The 23,226-nt window shown below is 41.4% G+C and carries 21 protein-coding genes and 1 pseudogene; 11 read left to right on the top strand and 11 right to left on the bottom strand.

The features are described 5' to 3' along the window. Positions 1-50: 50 nt before the first annotated feature. Positions 51-1,406 (top strand): tRNA uridine-5-carboxymethylaminomethyl(34) synthesis GTPase MnmE, encoded by a 1,356-nt coding sequence (gene mnmE, locus E0H89_RS14870; RefSeq protein ID WP_131218085.1) that lies wholly within the window; start codon positions 51-53, stop codon positions 1,404-1,406. Between the two features lie 43 nt (positions 1,407-1,449). Here mnmE and E0H89_RS14875 read toward each other — a convergent pair whose 3' ends face one another. Next, entirely contained in the window at positions 1,450-2,619 is a 1,170-nt protein-coding gene (locus E0H89_RS14875; protein ID WP_447053821.1) for an MFS transporter, read from the bottom strand. A gap of 120 nt (positions 2,620-2,739) precedes the next feature. Then, the gene (locus E0H89_RS14880; protein WP_131218087.1) at positions 2,740-3,006 is read right to left on the bottom strand and encodes a metal/formaldehyde-sensitive transcriptional repressor; all 267 of its coding nucleotides are present in this window, start codon (positions 3,004-3,006) and stop codon (positions 2,740-2,742) included. A gap of 55 nt (positions 3,007-3,061) precedes the next feature. Between E0H89_RS14880 and dmeF the strand changes: the two are divergent. Further along, a pseudogene (dmeF, locus tag E0H89_RS14885) lies at positions 3,062-4,032 on the top strand (CDF family Co(II)/Ni(II) efflux transporter DmeF). Between the two features lie 81 nt (positions 4,033-4,113). Continuing rightward, positions 4,114-4,815: a DsbC family protein gene (locus E0H89_RS14890; protein ID WP_131218091.1), complete on the top strand. Its 702-nt coding sequence runs from the start codon at positions 4,114-4,116 to the stop codon at positions 4,813-4,815. 87 nt (positions 4,816-4,902) lie between these two features. Here E0H89_RS14890 and E0H89_RS14895 read toward each other — a convergent pair whose 3' ends face one another. The 5 genes from E0H89_RS14895 to E0H89_RS14915 form a co-directional block, all read right to left on the bottom strand. Beyond that, positions 4,903-5,160: a GlsB/YeaQ/YmgE family stress response membrane protein gene (locus tag E0H89_RS14895; RefSeq protein WP_086198927.1), complete on the bottom strand. Its 258-nt coding sequence runs from the start codon at positions 5,158-5,160 to the stop codon at positions 4,903-4,905. A 178-nt stretch (positions 5,161-5,338) separates the two neighbouring features. After that, complete coding sequence (gene hpt, locus E0H89_RS14900) at positions 5,339-5,866, bottom strand: hypoxanthine phosphoribosyltransferase (RefSeq protein WP_131218093.1); 528 nt, start codon at positions 5,864-5,866, stop codon at positions 5,339-5,341. A gap of 201 nt (positions 5,867-6,067) precedes the next feature. Further along, positions 6,068-7,405: a guanine deaminase gene (gene guaD / locus E0H89_RS14905; RefSeq protein WP_131218095.1), complete on the bottom strand. Its 1,338-nt coding sequence runs from the start codon at positions 7,403-7,405 to the stop codon at positions 6,068-6,070. Positions 7,406-7,609: 204 nt separating this feature from the next. After that, the gene (locus tag E0H89_RS14910; RefSeq protein WP_131218097.1) at positions 7,610-8,566 is read right to left on the bottom strand and encodes a TerC family protein; all 957 of its coding nucleotides are present in this window, start codon (positions 8,564-8,566) and stop codon (positions 7,610-7,612) included. 312 nt (positions 8,567-8,878) lie between these two features. Next, a complete protein-coding gene (locus E0H89_RS14915) occupies positions 8,879-10,069 on the bottom strand; it encodes a sugar transporter (RefSeq protein ID WP_131218099.1) in 1,191 nt (396 codons plus the stop codon). Positions 10,070-10,243: 174 nt separating this feature from the next. On the opposite strand from E0H89_RS14915, the gene E0H89_RS14920 reads away from it, so the two are divergent. Together E0H89_RS14920 and E0H89_RS14925 are read left to right on the top strand one after the other, a co-directional pair. Next, a complete protein-coding gene (locus E0H89_RS14920) occupies positions 10,244-10,528 on the top strand; it encodes a GNAT family N-acetyltransferase (RefSeq protein WP_131218101.1) in 285 nt (94 codons plus the stop codon). A gap of 53 nt (positions 10,529-10,581) precedes the next feature. Then, positions 10,582-10,866, top strand: a complete 285-nt coding sequence (locus tag E0H89_RS14925; protein WP_131218103.1) for a GNAT family N-acetyltransferase — start codon at positions 10,582-10,584, stop codon at positions 10,864-10,866. A gap of 99 nt (positions 10,867-10,965) precedes the next feature. On the opposite strand, the gene E0H89_RS14930 is transcribed toward E0H89_RS14925, so the two are convergent. Continuing rightward, positions 10,966-12,048 carry a zinc-dependent alcohol dehydrogenase family protein gene (locus E0H89_RS14930; protein ID WP_131218104.1) on the bottom strand — a complete coding sequence of 361 codons (1,083 nt, stop codon included), beginning with the start codon at positions 12,046-12,048 and terminating at the stop codon, positions 10,966-10,968. Between the two features lie 484 nt (positions 12,049-12,532). Next, the gene (locus E0H89_RS14935) at positions 12,533-12,847 is read right to left on the bottom strand and encodes a hypothetical protein (RefSeq protein WP_131218106.1); all 315 of its coding nucleotides are present in this window, start codon (positions 12,845-12,847) and stop codon (positions 12,533-12,535) included. A gap of 212 nt (positions 12,848-13,059) precedes the next feature. On the opposite strand from E0H89_RS14935, the gene E0H89_RS14940 reads away from it, so the two are divergent. Beyond that, positions 13,060-13,533 (top strand): BLUF domain-containing protein, encoded by a 474-nt coding sequence (locus tag E0H89_RS14940; RefSeq protein WP_131218108.1) that lies wholly within the window; start codon positions 13,060-13,062, stop codon positions 13,531-13,533. 42 nt (positions 13,534-13,575) lie between these two features. Here the strand turns inward: E0H89_RS14940 and mpl are convergent, their stop codons facing one another. Further along, on the bottom strand, positions 13,576-14,940 hold the full coding sequence (gene mpl, locus E0H89_RS14945) for a UDP-N-acetylmuramate:L-alanyl-gamma-D-glutamyl-meso-diaminopimelate ligase (RefSeq protein ID WP_131218109.1): 1,365 nt from the start codon (positions 14,938-14,940) through the stop codon (positions 13,576-13,578). Between the two features lie 254 nt (positions 14,941-15,194). Here mpl and E0H89_RS14950 point away from each other — a divergent pair, with 254 nt between their 5' ends. The 4 genes from E0H89_RS14950 to E0H89_RS14965 all read left to right on the top strand — a co-directional run bounded on the left by E0H89_RS14950 (position 15,195) and on the right by E0H89_RS14965 (position 19,341). After that, a complete protein-coding gene (locus tag E0H89_RS14950; protein WP_131218125.1) occupies positions 15,195-15,533 on the top strand; it encodes a DMT family protein in 339 nt (112 codons plus the stop codon). Between the two features lie 180 nt (positions 15,534-15,713). Continuing rightward, a complete protein-coding gene (gene purE / locus E0H89_RS14955; protein WP_131218111.1) occupies positions 15,714-16,226 on the top strand; it encodes a 5-(carboxyamino)imidazole ribonucleotide mutase in 513 nt (170 codons plus the stop codon). Positions 16,227-16,253: 27 nt separating this feature from the next. Continuing rightward, complete coding sequence (locus tag E0H89_RS14960; protein ID WP_131218112.1) at positions 16,254-17,375, top strand: 5-(carboxyamino)imidazole ribonucleotide synthase; 1,122 nt, start codon at positions 16,254-16,256, stop codon at positions 17,373-17,375. A gap of 679 nt (positions 17,376-18,054) precedes the next feature. Beyond that, positions 18,055-19,341 (top strand): lytic murein transglycosylase, encoded by a 1,287-nt coding sequence (locus E0H89_RS14965; RefSeq protein WP_131218114.1) that lies wholly within the window; start codon positions 18,055-18,057, stop codon positions 19,339-19,341. 68 nt (positions 19,342-19,409) lie between these two features. On the opposite strand, the gene E0H89_RS14970 is transcribed toward E0H89_RS14965, so the two are convergent. Continuing rightward, positions 19,410-20,537 carry an anhydro-N-acetylmuramic acid kinase gene (locus E0H89_RS14970; protein ID WP_131218116.1) on the bottom strand — a complete coding sequence of 376 codons (1,128 nt, stop codon included), beginning with the start codon at positions 20,535-20,537 and terminating at the stop codon, positions 19,410-19,412. 80 nt (positions 20,538-20,617) lie between these two features. Here E0H89_RS14970 and tyrS point away from each other — a divergent pair, with 80 nt between their 5' ends. Next, positions 20,618-21,832, top strand: coding sequence for a tyrosine--tRNA ligase (gene tyrS / locus E0H89_RS14975; RefSeq protein WP_131218118.1), 1,215 nt, complete (start codon positions 20,618-20,620; stop codon positions 21,830-21,832). Positions 21,833-23,226: the final 1,394 nt, after the last annotated feature.

Genomic DNA, 23,226 nt, shown 5'->3' on the forward strand with positions numbered 1-23,226 from the left:
TTAGGCGGATTTTTATTTGGCTATGATTTGGGATTTTTTAGGTGAATTTTATGCAAAACCGAACAACGATTGCTGCAATTGCAACTCCGCCCGGACGTGGGGGTGTGGGGGTGATTCGTCTGTCAGGTCCAAAATCCTATGCCATTGCAAAAGCCTTGACGCAAAAGGCTTTACCGAGAGCCCGTTTTGCTGGCTTCCGTCAGTTTCATGATGCAGCGGGTGAAGTCATGGATGAAGGACTGGTGATTTGCTTTCCAAACCCAAACTCCTTTACCGGTGAAGATGTGGTGGAGCTGCAAGGTCATGGTGGCCCGGTCATTCAAAATGCTTTATTAGGTCGCTTGCTGGAATTGGGTGCAATTGCGGCCAAGGCGGGTGAATTTTCCATGCGTGCTTTTGAAAATGGCAAGCTGGATTTGGTGCAAGCGGAAGCAATTGCCGATTTGATTGATGCAACGTCACAAGCAGCGGCACGCTCAGCAGTACGTTCACTGCAAGGGGCATTCTCGACCCGAGTCAATACCGTATTAGAAAAGTTAATTCATCTACGTTTGCATGTAGAAGCGGCTATTGATTTCCCGGAAGAAGAAATCGACTTTTTGGCGGATGGTAAAATTTTGGCTTTGCTGGAAGATGTGCAAAGTTCAGTGACTGCGGTACAAAAATCTGCCCGCCAAGGCCAGTTGCTGCGTGAAGGCTTGCAGGTGGTGATTGCCGGTAAGCCGAATGCAGGAAAATCTTCGTTATTGAATACTTTGGCCGGAAATGAACGTGCGATTGTCACCGATATTGCCGGTACCACTCGTGATGTCCTGCATGAAAAAATTACTCTGAATGGCTTGCCGATTACCCTGACCGATACTGCCGGTCTGCGTGAAACCGGTGATATTGTCGAAAAAGAAGGGATTCGCCGCGCAATTAAGGAAATTGAACAAGCCGATTTGTTGCTGTTGGTGTATGACCTAAGCCAAGGTGAAGAGCCTTTGCAACTGGCGCAAAACTATTTTGCCGAACATCTGGAACCACGTCGTCTGATGTTGATTGCCAACAAGTGTGATTTAACTGGTACTGCTGCTGAAATTGGCGATTATCAGGGCTTTCGTCATATTACGGTCTCAGCCAAGCAGGAAACTGGTGTTCAGGCGCTTACAGATGCGATTACAGCACATGCAGGCTTCCAGCCAGAAGAAGATACCTTTATTGCGCGTACACGTCATTTAGACGCGATGAAGCGTACACAGGTGTATTTGGCAGAAGCACATGAGCAGTTAGTGGTGTATCAAGCGGGCGAGTTAGTAGCGGAATCTTTACGTTTGGCACAAAATGCCTTGTCTGAAATTACTGGTGAATTCAGTGCAGATGATTTATTAGGAAAAATCTTTGGATCATTCTGTATTGGAAAGTAATCCAATCGATTTAAAAGAAAAGCCCTCAATTGAGGGCTTTTCTTTAAGCAATTTTCTTATGCCAAACTATCAGTGCAAGACACAGTAAACCAACCCCTAGGCAGAATCCTAAAACACCCAGCATTAAACCAAAATGATCGGCTAAATAACCTACTGCAATAATCGGTATAATCGTGCCTAAGTAACCAATAAACAAATAGGTCGACATTACTGCAGCACGATTATCGGTCGTGGTCATCTGGTGAATTAAACCGAATGCCCCCATCAAGCCAAATCCATGTCCTACACCGACCAAAATATCGCTGATAAAGAACAAAATGCTCCACTGCATACTCATACATAAGCCCAGTAAAATAAAGCTGAGCACGAGCGTTATCAGTCCTAAATTCAGGCTTTTGCCAGCAGGCAAATTTTTAGCAAGAAATTGTACGATGGCGGAAACCATTAAAATGCTGGCAATGGCTGAGCCACTGACCAGAGGTCCATGCCATGGAATCAGATTTTTCACAAAAGATGGGGAAAGCGAGGCAAATAAGCTAAATGCTCCAAAAGCACTAAATGCAGTGAAACCGGCAATAAAGAACAAGGCTTGATGTTGGACTGCAGGCATTTCTAAATGCGGTGCGATTGAAAAAGGTTGGGCTTTAAATTGTCGGACTTTAACCAGAAATAAACCAAAAAAACATAAAACCGCAGCGACAATAACCGGTAAATAAGGGGTAACTAAAGGCTGGCTAGAGAACTGGGCAATCAGCCCACCAATAAATGGTCCTAGTCCAAAACCAATCACGGTAATGATAGAACTTAATTGCGGTGCATTTTGCTTATGACTGTCTGGAATAGTGGTAATTAACCCGAGCATTGCAGAGGTGCTGATCAGTCCGGAGGCGATTCCAATAATAAAGCGACCTAATCCCAGCCAAAGTGCATTCGATGCAACAGAGGAAAGCGCTAAACCCAATATCACAAACACGATACCGATTTGTAATGTACGTAGAAATCCAAAACTGTTACTGGTTCGACCTAAAAATAGCAAGGTTGCCAGACAGCCGAACATATAGGCGACAAAGATATAGGTAATATGGCTCGGCAGTAAATGCCACAGTTCTTGATAGATTGGATATAAAGGACTCGCGAGTGCGGTTCCAATGGTTCCAATACAAAGTGCCAGGCTGACCATTAAAAATGGTCGCCATGATTGTTGAGTCGTCATGTAGGGTCACAGAAACAGCCGCTAGATTATGTGAAAAATAGCGAATACTTACAGAGGAAAAGAAGAGCTATAGATTAATTCTTATCAGCCTCAGAGGTCAATTTAGAAGATGTAAATCATTTAACTATACCGCTTTAATAATTTTAAAAACTCAGTAAGTTCCTGTTCATTAATTTCAGTCTGTTCACCAATCACGTGATGACGTAAATGTGATTCGATCAATTCATTCATTAGACCATTCACGGCGCCTTTAATGGCAGCGACTTGCTGTAATACCGTAATACATGAATGCTCAGGGCTGTTTAAGGCTTGCTCTACGGCGTTAATTTGCCCTTGTAAACGTTTGACTCGATTCTGAATTTTCTTGTCTTGATGTAAATGGCCCAACACAACTCTCCAAAAATAAATATACTACGGGGGAGTATATTTAAGCATTAAGATTATGCAAAAAACCCCATTGACCAGAACACACGCTCATCAGTTTGATGAAGGTAATCCCCTCGCCCAAAAACGCATTCTATGGGCCACTATTCTAACGGCAGTGATGATGCTATTAGAAGTGATTGGAGGATGGATTTACAACTCTATGGCATTGCTTGCCGATGGTTGGCACATGAGTTCACATATGCTGGCCTTGGGACTGGCTTATTTTGCCTATCGTTCTGCACGTCGTTATGCAGAAGATAGCCGTTTTAGTTTTGGCACCTGGAAAATTGAAATTTTAGCCGGATATAGCAGCGCGATCTTATTGATGGTGGTGGCGATATTTATGGCGTTCCAATCAATAGAACGACTAATAAATCCCATAGACATTCATTATAACCAGGCCATTCCAATTGCCATTTTAGGTTTGATGATTAATTTAATCTGCGCCTGGTTGCTGCATGATGATCCTCATCACCATCATGAAAATGAACAGCAACATGAACATCATCACCATGATTTAAACCAGAAAGCCGCCTTTATGCATGTAGTAGCAGATGCGATGACTTCTGTATTTGCGATTATTGCGTTGTTTGCTGCCAAATATTTGGGATGGGGTTTTCTGGATGCACTCTTGGGGATTGTCGGTTCAATTCTGGTGGCAAAATGGGCGATTGGTCTGATCAAAGAGACAGGGAAAACCTTACTCGATGCAGAGATGGATCATCCTGTGGTTGAGGAAATTCGCAAAGTGATTGCAGAGTTTGCGCTGGTAGAAATTACTGACCTACACGTCTGGAAAGTCGGCAAAGGCAAATTTTCCTGTATTTTGGCCTTAGCCACCGATTCCAACTTGAATGCCGACCAAGTTCGTGAAGCACTTTCTATTCATGACGAAATTGTGCATGTGTCGGTGGAAATAAATCCGCTGTAAATCAGGTTCATGTTCCACGTGAAACCTATAGGAGCGAATATGTGTGCTTTGCGTAAGGGCAGCTAAAATTTTAAGATTATCTGGCTAGTTTTTGAGTAGAATCAACAGGAAAGATTTTGAAGCAATGAGCAAAACAGATGATTAAAAAAACATTGGCATTCGCCTTGGTTAGTTTTATTTCCAGCTTAACTTTGGCAAATGTTGATACGGTTAAAACTAACCTGGGTAAGCAACATCCTAAATTGAAGATTGAAAACATTCAAACCACCGAGATGAAAGGCATTTATAGCGGTTCAATGGATGGTCAAGTAGTGTACCTGGGGGAAGATGCGCAATATATTCTGGTTGGTTCAATGTACCGCTTAAGTGATCAGAAAAATTTGACCAAAGATTTAGTGCTTGAACAGAACAGTATTGACTGGAAAAAACTGCCTTTGCAGGACGCAGTAAAAAGTGTACGAGGTAATGGTAAACGCCAGATCGCAATCTTTTCTGACCCAAATTGCCCGTATTGCAAACAACTTGAGGCTGAAATAAACAAGTTAAATGATGTCACTATTTATACTTTTATTTATCCAATCAAAACCCAGTCTATTGCTGTTTCCAAACAAGTGTTTTGTGAAAAAGATCCCGCCTTGGCCTGGTCAAATCTGATCAGTAAAGGCATACAACCTAGTTCGAATAAAAGCTGTACCAACCCGATTGAGCGTAATTTGAGTTTGGGCAAATCTTTAGGTTTAAATGGAACTCCCGCAATTGTTTTCTCTAACGGTTTTAAAGTAATGGGTGTTCGTTCTGCGCCAGAAATTCAACAAATTTGGAAAGAATTAGGTTTATAAACATCATAATTGCCCAATAAAAGCATAAAAAAAGCACCTGATCAGGTGCTTTTTTTAACGGTAACATTGATTGTTTTAAATCAACATTTAAACGCGTGATTTTTTAGTGACCATATTATAAATGAACAAAATAATGAGGGCACCGATCACGGAAGCAATAAAGCCTGCTGCTGAGTTTTCATCGTAAAGGCCGAGTAAACGTCCACCGTAAGTCGCTAGTAAAGAACCTGCAATACCCAACAAGGTGGTCACAATAAATCCTGATTTATCATTTCCAGGATGAATAGCACGCGCAATTAAGCCTGCAATAAAACCTACTACGATGGCAACTATAAGTGTCCACATATGTCTTCTCCATTTATCGTTTGTTTATATATTTTCATTACGCTTTCATTTTTATAATTAATCATTTATGCAAAAGGAAACAGTTGAGTCCTGCTAAAAACTGTTGTTTTTTTGTTTAGGATTAAATCCAGTGCATAAAAAAGTGGCCTGTGGCCACTTTAAATATAGGAGATCAGTCTTAAAGACCAATTTCACCAATAAATGGAATGTGACGATATTTCTGGTCATAGTCTAAGCCGTAACCGACAATAAACTTATCCTCTACTTCAAAGCCTAAAAATTTCACTTCAAGGTCAATTTCACGACGTGAAGGTTTGCTGATTAAGGTGCACAGTTCAATAGAGTTCGGATTACGTGTGCTCAAAATTTCCAGAACTTTGCTGAGAGTATTTCCGGAGTCAATAATATCTTCGATAATGAGCACGTCTTTACCGCGAATTTCGCCGTCCAGATCTTTTAAAATTTTGACATCACGTGTTGAAACCGTACCGCCGCCGTAACTTGATACCGTCATAAAGTCGAGTTCATGCGGTTTAGCAATTGCACGACATAAATCTGCCATAAAAATGACTGAACCACGCAGTAAACCAATCAGAACAAGTTCTTTGTCACTATTGGCATAGTGAGCATCAATTTTTGCACCAAGCTCTTTGACTTTAGCGTGAATTTCTTCAGCTGAGATCATTACGCTCATATGAACGGTCATGGGTAGATACCTAAAAGCAAATCAAAAAATAAAAAAGGTGTTGACCAGCAACACCTCAAAAGATGTTTTAATTTTAATACATCTGCCCGAGAGATGCATCTTTTTTGCGCCTGAAAATGTAATCAAGCCTTGATCTTTGGGGTATCGCACTTAAGCAAAACCGCACACGCCACGCCTAGTCCAATCAGCAGAAAAATCTTTTTATTGGATGTTTTTGTGGTCTTGTTCTTTGACATATACCGGTTCTCCATAAATATAAGTTGCCTGGATATTACGATCATCGCCCGTAGTCATCAGGGCAAATAAAGCATCTTCTATACCTTTAGTACGTTCTTGACGCAATGCCTGCAGTGCTGTGGCTTTTAAATCCAGTACAATAAAATCGGCTTCTTTGCCCAGGTTAAAGTTACCCAGTTTGTCGTCCAGATCCAAGGCTTTGGCTCCACCCAATGTTGCATGATACAGGGACTCAAATGCAGAGAGTTTATCGCCCTGAAGCTGTTGCACTTTGTAGGCTTCATTTAAGGTTTGCAGCTGGTTAAATGAAGTGCCGGCCCCTATATCAGTCCCTAAGCCGACTTTGACCTGCTTTTCCCAGGTTTTTTTCAAAGGAAATAACCCACTGCCCAAGAATAGGTTGGAGGTTGGACAAAAGGCAATCGCCGAGTTGGTCTGGTGCATACAGTCCCATTCGGCATCTTCTAAATGCACGCAGTGGGCGAATACCGAGCGCTGCCCTGTTAGGCCATAATGGTGATACACATCCAGATAGCCTTGTTGTTCTGGAAATAGTTCTTTAACCCAGGCAATTTCATTCTTGTTTTCACTTAAATGGGTGTGTACATAAACTTCCGGATATTCAGCTTTTAACTGCCCCGCTTTTGCAAGTTGTTCGGGTGTAGAAGTCGGTGCAAAACGTGGAGTAATCGCATACAGGTTACGGCCTTTGCCATGCCATTTTTCAATTAGGGCTTTAGAGTCGTTATAAGAACTCTCTGCTGTATCACATAGATCATCGGGAGCATGACGGTCCATCATTACCTTGCCTGCAATTAAACGCATTTGATGCTGTTCTGCGGCTTCAAATAACGCATCGACCGATTCAGCATGGACTGTACAAAACACCAAGGCGGTGGTGGTACCATTTTTCAATAATTGCTGAACAAAAAATTGCGCGATTTTGTCGGCATAGGCTTTGTCTTTAAACTGCAATTCTGTGGGGAACGTATAGGTGTTCAGCCATTCCAATAATTGTTCCCCATAAGCACCCACCATTTCGGTTTGCGGGAAATGAATATGGGTATCAATGAACCCCGGCACAATCAGTTGCTCAGGATAATGTTCAAGGGGCGTATCTTGATTCAGCAAATGCTGCCCATCTTGCCATGTCCCAAACCAGGTAATTTTTCCAGCGCTGCTAATGAGCAAGCCATCTTCAAGATAACGAATGGCTTGGGCAATGTCTGAGGCTTGGGTGACAGTGTGTTGAAGATCAAGAAAGCGGCCACGAACGGCGCGTTGAGCCTGAAGAGGAGACATGCAATAACCTTTTAATTTCTCATTTTTTCGATTGATTGTACCTGAATTTTTTCTTTTAAACCCCATCCCATCAGTTTTAAGCCTGCCCCTGTCCTATAAATTAAACCTAATATTTAGGATTGGAAAAAGTGCTCATAAATTATAATAGATGCAATAAAAAGCCTTCCAGCTATGCGATGGAAGGCTGATCATTTTATTTAAAGGTTACAGTTGCTCTTGCTGTTTGTTGTAGCGAACTGATAACCAGGTAGTAATCGCCAGTACAATCACAATAAAACCAAGTGAAATCCAGATTGGCATATGGAACACATCGAGCATTAGCATTTTGAAACCAATAAACAGCAGGATAATCCCGAGGCCATAAGGTAAATAATGCATTTTAGACGCTGCACCTGCCATGAGGAAGAACATGGCACGTAAACCTAAAATTGCCATCAGGTTTGCGGTCAAGACAATGAAGGGATCGGTGGTAACCGCAAAAATAGCCGGAATGGAATCCACTGCGAAAATCACATCGGAAGCTTCAACCAGAATCAGAACCAGCAATAATGGCGTGGCCCAGAGCACACCATTTTGACGCACGAAGAAGTTATGCCCATCCAGATGCGAGGTAATACGGATATGTTTGCGTAACCATTTGAGTAAGGCCATATCTTCAATATTCGGGTTTTCTTCATGACCTTTAAGAAATTTAAAGCCGGTATAGACCAGGAAGGCACCAAAAATATACAGAATCCAGGAGAATTCCTGAACAAACCATGCACCGATAAAAATAAAAATGGTACGTAATACAATAGCGCCCAGTACCCCATAGAGCAAAATTTTACGCTGCAAGGCTGGAGGAATGGCAAACGCGGCAAAAATCATCAGCCAGACAAATACGTTATCAATGGCAAGTGATTTCTCTAATAAATAGCCCGCAAAATATTCCATGGTTTTTTGATTGGCTAAAGCAACACCCGCCGTTTGCTGTAAATAAAGCCATAAACCGCCAGCGAACAGCATAGAAACACTGACCCAGGCAATGCTCCAATAGGCTGCTGACCTAATTTTAACGGGCTGGTCTTCTTTGTGTCTGAAGCCAATAAAGTCGATGATGAGCATGACTGCCACTATCGCAAAAAATGCCAGATACAACCCAAGGTTGCCGATGGATTCCATAAAAAAATCTCCACACCCGACAACTGGCCATAAAAAAACCTTGACCTGCTGCCAGATGATTTAAACATCTGTGTCAACATGATCAAGGTCTTGCCTACATCTGAATATCAATATTTTGTAATTTCAGATGCTCAGATACCGACTTTTTGCAAAGTGTAATGACGATATTCTGACACGTCGGCTAGAATTGCTTCTAGGGACGCTTGGAGGAGGCTACTCCCCTTGTTCAACTCAATTTCGTTTTGGATCTAATCCAAATGTGGCTGAAGAATCGCATATTTATGTGAATTGTGCAAATTTTATCTAAGCTACCTACACTTTAATAAAATCTTTACGTTGCACCAAAATGAATGCCAATACAGTGCCGAGAATAGCCAGCAAGCCGCCCACAATTCCAATCTGACTTAAGCCATAACTGGCCGTGACCATTCCGCCTAATAATGCCCCGCCGCCAATCCCGACATTATAAAGACCTGAATAAATGGCCATGGCGACATCGGTGGCATCTGAAGCCAGGTTTAAGGTTTTGGCTTGCAGCGCCAGGCTGAAGCAAATAATGCTCATGCCCCAAAATAAGCTCAGCACACTCAAACTGTTCAAACCTTGAGCCAGTGGCAGGAGTAGCAACATGGACATTGCCAATAAAGCACTGCTTAAAGGAATCGCAATTTTGGGATATTGATTGCCAAATTTACCAAACAGATAAGAACCAATAAAACCGGCACCGCCGTAAATGAGTAACAAGGTCGTGGTTTGGCTAGAACTAAAATGGGCAATATTGAGGGTAAAGGGTTCGATATAACTATAAGCAGTAAATTGTGCCGTAATAATGATAACGGTTAAGGCAAACACGATCACCAGGCTCGGGCGTTTAAACAGCATGCCAATACTTTTGAGTGAACCCGAATTGACACTGGGCAGTTTGGGTAAAGTCTTTGCCAGTGTTAGGCAAATGATGGCTGCACCAATGGCAATTAAAGCAAAAGTATTACGCCAGCCATAGGCTTCACCAATCATGCGGCCAAATGGAATTCCCAATACCATCGCTAAAGCTGTGCCAGTTGCCAGTAAACCCAGCGCCTGAAATTCTTTACCTTTCGGGGCAACACGTACCGCTAAAGAGGCGGTAATAGACCAAAACAGCGCATGGGAAAATGCAATCCCGATCCGGCTGGCTAAAAGCACATTAAAGTTCCAGGCAAAATAAGATAAGCCATGACTGAGAATAAATACCACAAATAAGGCAATCAGTAAAAAACGCCGTTCGACATTACGCGTCATCAGCATCATCGGCAGCGAAATAGGCGCAACCACCCATGCATACAGGGTAATCATGATGCCGACATCAGTGGCGGGCATATTGAAACTATTGCCAATATCGCTCAGCAATGCCACCGGGATAAATTCGGTGGTATTAAAAATAAACGCCGCGAAGGCCAAAGTAATCACAGAGACCCATTGCCGCGTGGGATTGGGTGGAGATTCAGAAGATAAGGATGACATAGTCAGACAGTTTGAAAAATAGCGTTGAAGTTTAGGCTTAAAAGTTAAGCTTGTTAAGTTTAATCCTGGGTTGGAAAAGTGCGAATCCGATATAGACCCAACAAAAAACTTAACAATATTGGGCTGGGATTTATGGCATGTTTATTTATATTCGCCTAAATGAGAAAACAAGAAATGTTAGAAATTAAGCACAAAGATGATGGTAAAAAAGGTGAATTTTATATTGGTGACAATGGACAGCGTTTAGCTGAAATGGCATATACCTGGGCAGGCGAAAAGGTATTTATTATTGAGCATACCGATGTGGATGACACGCTGCGTGGACAAGGGGTAGGCAATAAATTACTTGAGCGTGCTGTTGCCATGGCGCGAGAAAAAAATCTCAAAATCATTCCGCTCTGCCCTTTTGCTAAATCGGTTTTTGATAAAGATTCATCTATTCACGATGTGTTGAAATAAGTTATTTTTAAAGTATTCTGATTTTAGTCAAATCAAAAAAGTGAGGGATAGCGATGCAGTTTCAACATGATGATAACGGCCAAAAAGGCGAATTTTTTACTTTGAATGATTCAGGCAAACGGATTGCAGAAATCAGTTATGTCTGGACAGGTGAGCATAAAATTATCGCCAATCATACCTGGGTCGATGACACTTTGCGCGGACATGGGGTCGCGCGCCAGTTACTGGATGTTTTAGTGGAATTTGCACGTCAAAAACAATTGAAAATTGTACCCACCTGTTCTTATGTCGATGTCATGTTTAGACGCGATAAAAGTTTTGCAGATGTTGTGGCTTAAGTTTGTGGTGATTTAATTGGTCGTAATTTAATTGGTTGTGATTTAAAAAGCCCAAAGATTTGGGCTTTTATCATTTAGGGCTTTTCCTTCTTTAGCCCATTAAGCAAGATCGATAATTACTTTCATCGCATTCTCATCTGCGGCATGTTTAAACACATCATAGGCTTTCTCAAATTCCGAAAATTTAAAGTGATGACTGGCCAAGCGTTCCAGAGGCAATTTTCCGGAACAGCAGGTTTTCAGCAACATGCCTGTGGTATTGGTATTGACCAAACCGGTGGTGATGGTCAGGTTCTTAATCCAGAGCTTTTGCAGTTCAAAATTAACCGGCTTGCCATGCACACCGACATTGGCAATATGACCACCTTCTTTGACCACGTTCTGGCAAATATTCCATGTCGGCTCTGCACCCACCGCTTCTATCGCACAATCGACCCCTCGCCCATCGGTAATCTCTAGAATACGTGCAATCGCATCTTCCTTGCCGGAATTAATGGTATGCGTTGCACCTAGTTCTTTGGCAAGTGCAAGACGGCTATCATCCATATCCACCGCAATAATTTGCGCAGGTGAATAGAATTGCGAAGTCAGTAAGCAGCCCATTCCAATCGGTCCTGTTCCCACAATTGCAATGCTATCCCCCGGTTTGACATCGCCATAGCGCACGCCAATTTCATGCGAGGTCGGTAAGACATCGGATAAAAATACCGCGACATCTTCATTTAAGCCTTCGGGTAAGGGATAAAGCGAGGTATCGGCAAAAGGCGTGCGTACATATTCTGCGTGGGCACCATCAATCATGTAACCCATAATCCAGCCCCCTCCGTTACGGCAGTGCGCATAGAGTTGTTTCTGACAGTTTTCACAGGTCCCACAGCGGCTGACGCAGGAAATAATCACCCGATCGCCTTTTTTAACATTCTTGACGCCCGAACCGACTTCTTCAACGATCCCAATACCTTCATGACCTAGAATACGACCGTCAAATTTACCGGTGTTCTTGGTAGCCTCGTCCTGAATTTCGGGATTTTTACCTTTCCAGATGCCTAAATCTGTACCGCAAATGGTGGTTTTGGTGACCCGTATAACTGCATCGGTTGGATCAATAATCTGGGGAATGGGACGGTCTTCAAAACGGATATCATTTTCGCCGTAGTAGACCATGGCTTTCATTGTTGTCATCAGCGTATTCCTTTTCTATTCCCTCTCTTGCATGCTGTGGAGTCAATTTCCTATTTAAAAAGTTTAAGCAAAAACATTTAAATACAGGAAAATTAAACCATGATGAGAGGAAAACAGTTGATCAGAGACTCTGCTGTATTGATAGACATTGAAGCATCGAGCATAAATACACAGAGCTTATCTATCTAAGCTATCAACAGTAATTGATGAAGTCATTACGTGGACAGGTTTGCTTACACAATGACCGGGTTTAATGACAACTAAAGCGGTTCAAGACAAAAAATATCAATACCTAATTTTATTTCAGGTTGTTTATGATCAGATTATTTATGAGGGATAGGCTGATAAAAATAATAAAAATTATTTTCTGGTCTGCACTAGGACATTTAAAAGAAAATGAACTTTGCAGATGTGAGGGTTGAACATCTGCATCGTTTAAAATGGCCTGTTGTTTGTTTAAAACCGTCGCCAATCCTTAGAGCGATTATAAGGATTGGGTTTTATTAAAGTGCAGGTTCTGGGATTGGATCAGGTGAGTTAAAGCAAGACCCAGCAATGACGTCATCAGCATCATTTCCAGCATGGCATATTCGTTTACCCATAAAAAGCATAAGGCCAAGACACCCAAACTGCATGCCAGATATAAGGTATTTTGAACCCAAATTTTAAGCGCAATACCAAGCAGGCCTGAACAGATCGCAATGTTCAGCAGCTCTTCAATCCCATTACGATGCAAGACGATGATTAAGCTTAAATAGCTACAAACTAATCCCATCGTGATGAAAAGTTTTTTTAACATGCTTTTCCCCTGATTCTAGGTAATTAATTGGTTTGATTTGGCTAAATCAATTTTAATTCACCAAACAGTAAAAAATAAGGTGTTTTAAGCTATGCTATTTGTACGAAACAAATGACATTTGCTTAAAAAATAACCAGATCTAATGGTAAGCTCAGCATACTCAGTAATAAAAACCCTCTATTTCAAAATTACATGGCCAAAATAGGAATTTTATGTTTATTCAATTGTGTTATGTCAGTAGCCGGATCGAAGCTGAAAATGACCTATTACAGGATTTAAGCGATATTTTGGCAACAGCGCGATCTTTTAATCAGGCGCATGATATTTATGGTGTGCTGTATTATGCTGAAGGGATTTATTTTCAGTGCCTTGAGGGCGAAAAAGATCAGCTAGAGGCTTTATTTTCACAGATTAATCAGGACCCTCGCCATCATCAAATTCAGCGTTTTCCTGACCATGCGGTTGAGCAGATTCATTTTAAAAAATGGTCGATGAAATATGTCAATCAGCATGGAAAAATCACCAGCCTTTTCAAGAAAATGGGTCTGGAAAAATTTCAGCCACATCAGTTGAATGCTGAGCAAATGAACCAGTTTCTGGATTTATTGCTCAAAATGGAAGAAACCGAACAGAGTCCAAAAGCCAAGGTTGGCATAAAAAACCGCGGCTATCAAAATTATTTTTAAATAAAAAAAGCCCACATGACGTGGGCTTTTTTACGAGCAAGTCTAAGCTTTTAAAGCGCTAATCAACTTCTGATGTAATCCACCAAAACCGCCATTCGACATAATCACTACAGCATCGCCCTCGTCTGCTTCACTAGCTACAGTATTGATGATGTCATCTAATGAACGTGCAACCACAGCTTTGTTTGGTGCAGCATCAATCACGGGTTGCAAATCCCAGTCCAGACCTTCAGGTTGATACCAAATTACTTCATCGGCCAAACGTGCAGAATGGGCCAAGCCATCTTTATGACTACCCATACGCATGGTGTTTGAACGCGGCTCAATAATTGCCCACAGTTTACGTTCGCCTAAGCGTTTACGTGCGCCGTCAAGCGTGGTTTCAATTGCGGTCGGGTGATGGGCGAAGTCATCATAAACTTCAATTCCTTTCACGGTATCCAGCAATTCCATACGGCGTTTTACACCGCCAAAGTTTGAAAGTGCTTCACAAGCTGTTTCAATGGATACACCGACATGCTCAGCTGCGGCAATGGTCGCCAAGGCATTGGCCACAGAGTGCTGACCGGTCATGTTCCATTTAACGATGCCTTTAACCACGCCATTTTCTAACACTTTAAAGTGTGAGCCATCTGCAGAAAGTTGCTCGGCAGAAAGCGCAGCCTTTTCATTGGCATTCAATGAAGTGCGAACCACCGGTGTCCAGCAGCCCATGTCCAGAACTTCATCAATATTGCTTTCAGTAATTGGCGCAATAATACGGCCTTCACTAGGGATGGTACGTACCAGATGATGGAACTGTTTTTGAATCGCAGCCAGATCATCAAAGATATCGGCATGATCAAATTCGAGATTATTTAAAATCGCGGTTTTAGGATGGTAATGCACAAATTTGGAACGCTTGTCGAAGAAGGCAGAATCATATTCATCCGCTTCTACACAGAAGTATTTGCCGCCACCTAAACGTGCACTTTCACTAAAACCGAGCGGTACGCCACCAATCAGGAAACCCGGCTCTAAACCGGCCTGATCAAGCACCCAAGCCAGCATCGTTGTGGTTGTGGTTTTACCATGCGTACCGGCAACACCTAAAACATGCTTACCTTGGAGTACATGATCTGCCAAAAATTGTGGACCTGAAATATAGGCTAAACCTTCATTCAGCATATACTCCACCGCATCAATGCCACGTTTCATGGCATTGCCGACAATCACCAAATCTGGATGGGGTTGCAAATGGCTACGGTCATAGCCTTGCATTAAGGTAATGCCTGCATTTTCCAGTTGGGTCGACATGGGTGGATAGACGTTCGCATCTGAACCCGTCACCTTATGTCCTAAATCACGTGCTAATAACGCCAGCGAACCCATAAAGGTGCCACAGATACCCAAAATATGCAGATGCATTCGTTTTAACTCCACTGCTTTTTTGACACATCACGTTATTGGTGGGTGGTGTCATTATTGATTCAATTTGAAAGCAACGATATCAAGGGTTTTCTGGAAAAGATAGTCTTTCTTGTATCTATTCATAGGATTGCATCATGCGTTTTATCCCGCTGTTTTGAGTAGCGGCTTTGCTGGAAAAATCATGGATGAAATGACATGCTTTTTTACTGGAAAAACGTAAAATATTGACGATTATTCCAGATAAATTGACTATGTTCTTTCCGTTGCTGCTTTTAGTTATTTCTAACTGTTTTATGACCTTGGCCTGGTATGGCCACTTGAAGTTTTTACATGGTGCACCGCTTTGGCAAGCGATTTTATTTGGCTGGGTGATTGCCCTGCTCGAATACAGTTTTATGATTCCTGCAACTCGATTGCTTGCACAACAAGGCTGGGCGGTGGGACAAATGAAAATCACCCAGGAAGTCATGACTTTACTGGTGTTTGTGCCTTTTATGATTTTTATGTTTAAGCAGCCCTTTAAACTGGATTATTTATGGGCAGGATTGTGTCTTTTAGGTTGTGTGTATTTTGTCTTTCGGAGTCAATAAACTGGGCACTGCCCTATTTTTATCTATTTCTATAAAAAATACTGAAAATATCAGCCTGCTTGGGCTGTTAAATTTTGGCGAGATGAAAAATCAGTCTATAATATCGGGCTTGTAATTCATTTAAAGCTTGGCACTTGTCGAGATTTATCCTTCCTTACATTCGTTTATGGAATATTTGCAATGAATGCGGCTGCTGCAGACACTCAACCTCTCGTTGGAATTATCATGGGTTCTCAATCTGATTGGGCAACTCTCGAAAACACTGCCAATATGCTTAAACAACTTGGCGTCCCATTTGAAGCGGAAGTTGTTTCTGCGCATCGTACGCCAGACCGTTTATTCGAATATGCCGAAACAGCACGTGAGCGCGGTATTCAGGTGATTATTGCCGGTGCCGGTGGCGCAGCGCATTTACCAGGCATGTGTGCAGCAAAAACTGATCTGCCGGTATTAGGCGTTCCAGTCAAATCTTCAATCTTGAATGGTGTAGATTCATTGCTTTCAATCGTGCAAATGCCGGCTGGGATCGCAGTGGGTACATTGGCGATTGGTCCGGCTGGTGCAACCAATGCCGCGATTATGGCAGCACAAATTTTAGGTTTAACACGCCCTGAAATTGCAAAAAATGTTGCCCAATTCCGTGCTGCGCAAACTGAGAAAGTGGCGAGCAAAAATATTCCGGGTCAAATCTAAAGCCAAGCTTAAAACGGGACACACGTTATGGATAAAACCATCGGTATTTTTGGTGGTGGTCAACTCGGCCGTATGATGGCGCAAGCTGCCCTACCGCTGAATATTCAATGCACCTTCTTTGAAGCCAATACAGATTGCCCTTCCGCAGCGATGGGTCAGGTGATTTCGACCAAGGCTGAAAATGGCTTACAACAGTTCATCGAAAGCGCAGATATTTTCAGCCTGGAGTTTGAAAATACACCGCTGGCAGATGTTGAGGTGTTAACTAAGCACAAAGATTTGCATCCCCCACGTCAAGCACTCGCGATTGCACAGCATCGTTTGTCTGAAAAAGCACTCTTTGATCAACTCGAAATTCCTGTTGCGCCGTATAAGGCAGTAAATTCTCTAGACAGCTTAAAAGCTGCGGTTGCAGACCTGGGTTTACCCATCGTACTGAAAACCTCACGTGGTGGTTATGACGGTAAAGGTCAGTTTGTGCTTCGTTCAGCAGATCAAATTGATCAAGCATGGGCAGAACTCGGCCCTGCGGGTGAACTGATTGCCGAAAGCTTTGTGACGTTTTCGCGTGAAGTGTCGATTATTGCAGTGCGTGGTCAGAACGGTGACGTTAAAACTTGGCCATTGGCTGAAAACCACCATCACAATGGGATCTTATCGCATTCGATTGTTCCGGCGCCGAACAGTGCAGATTTACAGCCGGTGGCGCAAGACTACATCACTCGCCTGCTGAATCATTTGAATTATGTCGGTGTGTTGACGCTTGAGCTGTTTGTGACTGACAAAGGCTTGTATGCCAATGAGATGGCACCACGCGTGCATAACTCAGGCCACTGGTCAATTGAAGGCGCGGTCTGCTCGCAGTTTGAAAACCACATTCGTGCGGTTGCGGGTTTACCGCTGGGTTCAACTGAAGTGGTTCGTCCAACCGTGATGGTCAACATTATTGGCAAGTATCCAAAATCTGAAGATGTCTTGGCTTTAAATGGCGCCCATTTGCACCTGTATAACAAAACTGAACGTACAGGCCGTAAAATTGGTCATATCACGCTGATGCCAAACGACAGCGCTGAATTAACCGCTTTATGCCGTCAATTGGCGAAAATCTTGCCAGAACCTTTGGCATTAACTCAAGATATGAGCATTTAATCCTTCGATTGAATGATAAAAAAGCGGTCATGCCAATGACCGCTTTTTTTATGCCTGAAGTTCGGGCATGATTGCGCCTCTTTCGAGTTTAAGTACCATTTATCGGAAACAGAATAAAAATAACTGTATGTAATTTATACAATCCTTTATAAATAGACTGGATAAAAAACAAACAAATAGAATTGTGCTGTATTTAATTTTTGCTGCTGTAAAACAATAAAGAAAAAATGCAAAAAAATTTAAATTCAAAAGATAAAAAATAAATTCAAAGTTGTATAAATTTAAATTCAATCTCGCAGATTTGAATTTAAAAAATATGAATTCAAACTTGTATCTGGTGATATGAATTTAAAACTTTAAATTTAAAAACAGACTTTTGAATTTAAAGTTCTATGCATTTAAAAGCATATAAATAAAGAAATTAACTTATCCACAGCGTATTTAAATTTAAAAACCGTGTTTTAAATTTAAAGGAATGAATTTAAATTCATATTTTAATTAATTTGAATTTAAACTTTTTAAAAATATGAGTTGTGGGTAAGTTTTTAAATTTAAAAACAGAATATGAATTTAAAATGAAGGAAAATAAATTTAAATTTACGATTTGATTCAGAAATTATGAAGGGTTAATGGTAAGGTAAAAAACATAATTTAAATTCAAATATCGTAAAGGGATACTATGCATCGCTTAGCTTTCGTTTTAGGTTCAGTTTTCCTTGCAATGACTCAAGCCAATGCTGAGCTGATTATTAATGGTCAACCTGTTACGACCACTTCAACCCCATCATCTACTCCAGTTTTTAGCCCCCAAAATAATTTTCAGCAATGTATTGCCAATTTACGGACTCAAGCCATCAATTCGGGGGTGAGTGCTTCGTCCTATGATCGTTATACACAAAATTTAATGCCTGATTATTCCGTGATTGAAAAACTGAATTATCAACCTGAATTTTCGACCCCAATTTGGGATTATTTATCGGGTTTAGTGGATGAAGAGCGTGTGCAACTAGGGCGACAAAAACTGGCTCAACACCGTGAAGTTTTAAATCGTGTTGCAGCGGCCTATGGTGTACCGGCTGAAACCGTGGTTGCGGTTTGGGGAGTGGAAAGTAACTTTGGTGGTATTTCAGGAAGTTATCCTTTATTGCAGGCGTTGGGCACTTTAAGTTGTGAGGGACGTCGTCAGAGTTATTTCCGTGGAGAATTCTTTACCACGATGCGAATTTTACAACGTGGTGATTTGACCGAGCAGCAAATGAAAGGCTCGTGGGCCGGTGCATTTGGTCATACCCAGTTTATGCCTTCGACCTATGAAGAGCTTGCGGTTGATTTTGATGGCGATGGCCGTCGCGATCTGGTTTCCAGTACCACAGATGCTTTGGCTTCGACCGCAAATTTCTTGAAAAAACGTGGCTGGCAAACTGGCATGCCGTGGGGTTTTGAAGTCCGTATACCTGAAGGCATGTCGATTAGTGGTGAAGGGCGTCGCAATAAAAAGGCTTTAAGTGGTTGGGTAAGTCGTGGCGTGGTTCGTACCGATGGCAGTCCTTTAATTCAAGGCAACTTGTCTGAAAGTAGTTCGGCGGGATTAATGGCGCCTGCAGGTGCTAATGGTCCAGTATTTTTAGTCTTTAAAAATTTCGATGCTATATATAGTTATAACGCGGCAGAAAGTTATGCCTTGGCGATTGCACATTTATCCGATCGTTTACAGGGTCAGGGCGGGTTTAGTAAAGCATGGCCAACCGATGATGCCGGAACCTCACGAGCAGAACGACGTGAAATTCAGCAATTTTTACTCAATAAAGGCTACGATATTGGTACCGCTGATGGCTTAATTGGCGATAAAACCCGTCAAGCCATTCGCCAAGAACAAACACGTTTGGGTTTAAGCCCAACTGGTCGTGCAGGCCAACAAATTTTACGTGCCTTTAGAAATGAAAATGCACAGAAAATGATGAAGTAATCATGTTATAGAAATAAAAAGGTCTGCTTAATGCAGACCTTTTTATTGCGAACTATTTAAATAGGTATTTATACAGCAGTAATAGTACCTAAAACGCGATAACCTGCAGCGCCTGTCACGGTAGGCAAGTTACCACTTTGTTGGGTTATAAAACGCATCGCAAGCCAGGCAAAAGCGGTCGCTTCTACCCATGTTGGTGCTAAACCGAGTGCAGAAGTAGTTTGAACTGACCAATTGTGTTTACGTAAACGCCAACGCAACTGTTCCAGTAAATGTGAGTTATAGGCTCCGCCGCCACAGACATAGACTTCACCGGTATCCATGTCGGAGCGGTAAATGGCTTTTTTAATCGAACGTGTAGTCAGTTTTAATAAAGTTGCCTGAACATTTTCTGGTGTGTTTTCTAAATCATCATATTCAAGATCATTATGCCAGTCGGCAATCTGTTCATCTAACCATTCCAGATTAAAATCTTCACGTCCGGTACTTTTTGGCGGTTCTTTAGAGAAATATTCATGACCCTGAAGGCGGTCGAGTAGACTGCGAATCGGTTGACCGTATGCTGCCCAGTTACCATTTTCATCATAGGGCTGACCGGTATAACGATGACACCAGGCATCCATTAAAATATTGGCAGGCCCGGTATCGAAACCATATACGCCATCTGGATTGCCTGCTGGCAACATGCTGACATTGGCGATGCCGCCTAAATTTAAAATCACACGATGAATGCTTGGGTGTTGGAACAATGCCTGATGAAATGCAGGAACCAAAGGTGCACCTTGACCACCAGCGGCCATATCACGACGACGAAAATCCGAAATCACTGGAATTTTCGTTATTTCAGTGATGATATTCGGATCACCAATTTGCAAGGTAAAACCATGTTCAGGACGATGACGAATGGTTTGTCCATGCGAGCCAATAGCTTTAATCTGGCTACGATCTAAATTGTCTTTTTCAATCAGCTGGTTAATGCCATGACCAATCATTTGTGCCAACGCCACATCGGCTTTGCCCATGCGATCAATTTCGTTGTCACTGGGTAAAGTTAACGCCATGAGCTCGTCGCGTAAGTCCAAATCAAAGGGCAAGGTGAGGGTGGCATGAAGCTGTAATGGATCAAATGAAGCAGCCACGATGTCAACGCCATCCATGCTGGTGCCGGTCATTACCCCAATATAGATCGCTGTCATGATGATAGTTAAGCCTGCATTATGCTGAAAAAGTGTTAGTATATCGCACAAATTGTATAACTGATGTATTGGGTTTTGTGATGTCAAATTTCCTTCCGGCTGAAGAACAACTTGCCCTCATCCAACGAGGCACTCATGAGATTATTTCTGAAGAGGATCTGTTAAAGAAACTTAAAGAAAATCGTCCATTAAAAATTAAAGCGGGCTTTGACCCAACAGCACCTGACTTACATTTAGGTCATACTGTACTGATTAACAAGCTAAAAGTGTTTCAAGACCTAGGGCATGACGTTACATTCTTGATTGGCGACTATACCGCCATGATTGGCGACCCGACCGGTAAAAGCGCAACACGTCCCCCATTGTCGCGTGAACAAGTATTAGAAAATGCAAAAACTTATCAAGAACAAGTGTTTAAAATTCTTGATCCAAATAAAACCAAAGTTCGCTTTAACTCTGAATGGTTTGCAGAAAAAACCGCAGCCGATCTAATTCAATTGGCATCTCAGCAAACGGTTGCGCGTATGCTTGAACGTGATGACTTTACCAAGCGTTATAACAACCATCAACCGATTGCGATTCATGAATTTCTGTATCCGTTGGTACAGGGTTATGACTCAATTGCACTTGAAGCAGATGTCGAGTTGGGTGGTACAGACCAGACTTTTAACCTGTTGATGGGGCGTACGCTACAAGGTCGTTATGATCAAGAAGCGCAGGTCTGTATTACGGTTCCAATTCTAGAAGGTTTGGATGGCGTAAATAAAATGTCTAAATCTTTGGGTAACTATATTGGTGTATTTGATGCACCGGGTGCGATGTACCAAAAAGTCCTTTCAATGCCAGATGCTTTAATCGAGCGTTACTTTGATCTGCTGAGTTTTAAATCACTGGAAGAAATTGCAGTGTTATTGAAAGAAATGCAAGAAGGTCGCAATCCTCAAGAGATTAAAAAAATCCTTGCATTAGAACTGGTAGAGCGTTTCCATGGTGCGGAAGCGGCTGAACATGCACATAAAGGTGCGGGTAATATTATTACTGAAGGTGAACTGCCAGAAGGAACTCCAGAAGTCACTATTTCACGTGCTGAATTTGGTGGGGAGATGTTTATTGCTTCTATTGTACGTACTGCCGGTTTAACCAAAAATGCTGCCCAAGCCAAAGATGCGGTGGCACGTGGTGCTGTAAAAGTCGATTGGGAAGTGGTTGATGCGGGTTTCTCGGTGAATGAGAACAAAACTTTCATCATTCAGGCAGGTAAAAAAGCGATCGCTAAAGTGACCTTCACAGACTAATGATTTCTTAAACTTTCGTTTAAGTTATTGAAATAAAAGCAGGCTTTGGCCTGCTTTTGTTTCTTATATGGTATATTCATATTTTAAATAAGCAAATTTAAAAAAAACCTCATAAAAACAACAGTTAAATTTTTCCAAAACTGTTGCATTATCTTTTGCTTATGTATAAGATTTATCCATCTAGACACTGTGTAGAAAATATATCTAGAGGCTAAGTGTGTAACAAAAAGCTCCACAGTTTTAAGTCTCTTCCCCAATAGACTTTTTTAATTTTTTACCGATAATTATAATAATGACATCATGGATCGAACTATAGATTCAACTCCAAGGAAGAGGTTTTGGGAGAGATCTCTTTCTTTTTTTCTATCTAAAATTTAGTCAATTTTAATTTATTTCATTTTTCCTACTACTTACATAGCAAAAAAATCTACACTTGAGGAGATTTTACTGAGCTTGTTCATTTTTCATAAGTGATAGGTGTTGCGACATTGAAGTGAAAGAAATTGAGTGTGGGTAAAATCATTTTGATTAAGCTGCCGATACATAAGCGGGTATAATGATTCCTTGGCGCCCATCTATAGATAGGATGTAAGCATAAATAAGTACTGATTACTGCAATTAAAACGAGTTACAAGTATTTAATACAAAGCTTTCCCAGTCAAAAAGACTAAATTTAATTTTACCACTCAACACACTCCAAATGCCGTGATCAAGCAGCTTAATAAGCATGGAAATTCAAACAGAAAAATAAAACCAAGTTTAAGCAACTACATAATTCTTATTATTCACCTATATAGTTATAAAAATCAATTTTTTGAAGTAAGGAATGTTATTCCTAACGATGCAATCATTCATGATAAATATTTAGTCTTAAATATTCTTAGCTATAGGTAAAAGATGATTTAGGTGGAGAGATTGGTTGGTTTAGGTAGATTTGAGTTAAGTAAATAGTATTTCTAGCTCTATGGGGACTTTTGAAGATAGATATAGGTATATTAAGAAGAGATTGATCATTTAGGATGTTAGTTAAAATATAAAATTCCAAGAAAATCAAAAAAAACTAATTTTTTCATCAAAAAAGTATAAAAAATGACTAAAAAACATGTTTTTTCACTGATTTTGTAGAAAAAACAGACATGCGTGATAAATATATCCTTTTAGGGGTTGCGCCCCTCGAGAAACTGTATAGAATACGCAGCATCCCGACGCGATACAGCAAACGAACTGAGCTGATTTGGTTAAGTTGTTTATTTTATTGCGTTGAAACTTGTCTCTGACGAAGAGCAAGATAGATCATTAAGAGATTATGAAGAACAACTTGTGTGGATTTTTACCGGTTGATTGATCGAAATTATTTTCATTGATTGATGGTAGAAATTACTCGAAGTTTATTT

Origin of the sequence: Acinetobacter sp. ANC 3781, from assembly GCF_004331285.1 — a bacterium.
Taxonomy (GTDB): Bacteria; Pseudomonadota; Gammaproteobacteria; order Pseudomonadales; family Moraxellaceae; genus Acinetobacter.